The sequence below is a fragment of the Nostoc sp. CALU 546 genome (assembly GCF_048836525.1).
Genome location: NZ_JAWJTF010000239.1, coordinates 1 through 3,330, shown reverse-complemented (window position 1 = coordinate 3,330; position 3,330 = coordinate 1). Strand labels below are relative to the sequence as shown.

1 protein-coding gene and 1 pseudogene are annotated in these 3,330 nt (G+C 43.9%); both read right to left on the bottom strand.

The features are described 5' to 3' along the window. Positions 1-3,190: efflux RND transporter permease subunit (locus RRG12_RS42085; RefSeq protein WP_420763222.1), on the bottom strand; the 3,190-nt coding region annotated here is incomplete at its 3' end. Then, a pseudogene (locus RRG12_RS42080) lies at positions 3,124-3,330 on the bottom strand (hypothetical protein); the annotation flags it as partial. The pseudogene RRG12_RS42080 and the gene RRG12_RS42085, both read right to left, overlap by 67 nt.

Below are 3,330 nucleotides of genomic sequence, written 5' to 3'. Positions count from 1 at the left end.
AATCCTCAGATTTTTTTGAATATACAGCAGTGTTACCATTCAATGGCACTGCTTCTGTTTGTAGTTCTTGACGCCGATTTGGTTTGAAAAAACGCTCTGTTGTCGTCTTAATCACAATATACAAAATCGGGACTACAAACAAACTCAAGAAAGTCGCAATTAACATCCCTCCAAATACTGTTGTTCCTAATGATTGACGACTTCCCGCCCCGGCTCCTGTGGCAATAGCTAGGGGGAAAATCCCCAATAGTGTAGAAAAGGCAGTCATCAAAATTGGACGTAGACGCTCTTGTGAAGCCTCAATTACTGCTTTGGTAATCGAAAGTCCTTGATCTCGCAATTGGTTAGCGAATTCCACAATCAAAATTGCGTTCTTACTAGCTAAACCAATCAACATTACTAGACCAATTTGACAGTAAACATCATTCGCAAAACCCCGCATTGATTGAGCTATCAGCGCTCCAAAGATAGCTAAGGGAACTGATAACAGAATGATAAAAGGGTCAACGTAGTTCTCGTATTGAGCAGCTAGTACCAAAAACACAAAGATTATTCCTAATCCAAAGATCAGGGGTGCTAAACCACCAGAGTCTATTTCTTCTAATGCAGTTCCTGACCATTCATAACCATAACCTGCGGGTAAAACTTCTTGAGCAACTTGTTCCATTGCTTTAATTGCGTCTCCAGAACTAGAGCCAGGAGCGGCGGAACCATTAATTTCAATTGAACGGAACAAATTGTAGTGATTTATCGTTTGTGCTCCCACAGTCGAAGTAACTGTGACTAAGTTACTCAAAGGAATCATTTGATTCTTTTGGGAACGAACGTACAGTTTACCAATATCCTTGGGGTTAGAACGAAACTGTTGATCTGCCTGGATATATACACGGTAATTGCGCTGCTGGAGATTGAAATCATTTACATATTGTGATCCCAAAGCAGTTTGTAATGTACTGAAGACATCATCTATAGAAACTTGCAATGATTTGGCTTTATTGCGGTCTACTTCCACAAGTAATTGTGGTGTATCTGCGGCAAAAGTACTAAATACAGCTTGTAATCCTGGTGTTTGATTGGCTTTACCCAACAACTGACCCATCGACTGCACCAAACTTTCTAAGCCACTGTTACCTCTGCGGTCTTGCAGTTGAAAGACGAAGCCACCAAAGTTGCCTAAACCCTGAATTGGCGGTGGATTCACAGGAAAAACCCTGGCTTCTGGAATTGCCAACAACTTCCCTTGCAAGCTGCCAATAATCGCTTGTACTGATTGATTGGGTCTTGAACGTTCTGCCCAAGGTTTTAAAGTTGTAAAGATGATGCCACTATTGGCGGTACTACCACTAAAACCAAATCCTCCCACGGCGAAAGTCCCTAGTACTTCTGGAACTTGCAGGATTTCTTTTTCTACCTGTGCCATGACATCGCTGGTATATTGCAGCGAAACGCCTTGGGGGCCTTGAATAATTGTGAGGAAGTAGCCTTCATCTTCGTCTGGGAGAAAGGCTGTAGGTACTGTGGTGTAGAGCCAAGCAGTCATACCCAAGGAGACAATAAACAACCCAATTACGACGCTTTTAAATCGTGTGAGAAAGGTAAGCGATCGCTCATAGCTTGACCTGACCCATTCTAGAAACCGATTAATCAGGTCAAACAACCAGGCAATCCACCTGGGAGGTCTTTGTTCTTGACGCAGTAGCACGCCACACAAAGAAGGTGTTAAGGTCAAAGCCAAAAAAGTCGAAATCGCAATGGAAAAGGCGATCGTTAGCGCAAATTGCCGATAAAGTGCGCCTGTAGTTCCCGGAAAAAACGCCACTGGCACAAACACTGCCATCAACACTAGTGAAGTGGCAATAACCGCGCCAAATAGTTCCGCCATTGATTCACTAGCGGCTCGGCGAGGATTTATACCTTTATCCTGAATAAAACGGCTGATTTGTTCCACCACGACGATCGCATCGTCTACCACCATCCCCGATGCTAAAGTTAGACCAAACAAAGTCAAACTATTAATGGAAAAGTTAAAAATTTTGATGAAGGCAAATGTCCCAATCAGTGCCAGGGGAATAGTTAGTGCGGGAATTAAAGTGGTTCGCCAATCCTGCAAGAACACAAAAATTACAATCACCACCAACACCACCGCTTCAATCAGAGTCTTGATCACTTCTGCCAAAGACTCTTCTACAAAGGATGTTGTGTCAAAAGCTACTTGATATCGCATCCCTGGCGGAAAATTCGGAGCCAATCGCGCTATTTCGGCTTTGACTCCTCTAGCTACATCCAAGGCATTACTGCCAGGAACCTGATAAATCCCTAAACCGACAGCATCGTTGCCACGAAATCGTAGAAATGAACTGTAGTTTTCTGCACCCAGTTCGGCTCTACCTACATCTTTGAGCTTAACTAAGGTGCCATCCTCTTGAGTTCTGAGGACAATTTCTTCAAATTCTGATGGTTCTGCTAATCGGCTGACAGCACGTACATCAAGTTGATACCTTTGTCCTTCAGGAGCCGGTTCTTGTCCAATTCTCCCTGCACCGACTTGCAAATTTTGTTCAGATAAAGCATCGGCTACATCCTGAGTTGTTAGTCCGCGACTAGCAAGGCGACTCGGATCTAACCACAGGCGCATTGCATAGCGACGTTCGCCAAAAATCCGTGCGTCACTTACACCTTTGACTCTTTTTAAAGCATCCGCTAAATAAAGGTCAGCATAGTTGCTTAAAAATATATTGTCGTACTCTTTATTTTCAGCATATAAACCAATTGCTAAGAGAATATTGCTTGACTGTTTTGATACCTGCACTCCCGTGCGTTGTACACTCTCTGGTAGTTGTGGTTGAGCAACAGAAACACGATTTTGCACATCCACAGCGGCAATATCTTTGTCTCGTGAAGAATCAAAGGTGGCTGTAATGGTACTCGTACCATCGTTACTGCTGCTGGAAGTGAGATATCTTAGTCCTTCAATCCCGTTGATTTGCCTTTCTAAGATATTTGTCACTCCGCTTTCTACGACTTCTGCACTAGCTCCGCTGTAGTTGGAAGTCACACTGATTTGGGTAGGACTAATTTCTGGGAACCTAGCGATCGGCAGTGTAGGAATACTGATTAATCCTATTAGAAGGATGACGATCGCACAGACCGACGCAAAGATTGGCCGCTTAATAAAGAAGTCAACAAACATAGTTTAAAAATTGGGACTTGGGCATTTGGCGTTGGGTATGGGGCATGGGGCATTGGGCATTGGTGCAAGGGAAAAGCTTGTCGCCACTGCGCCACCTGCCCCCAATTTCCCCCTGCACTCTCATATTCAACTAAGGCCTC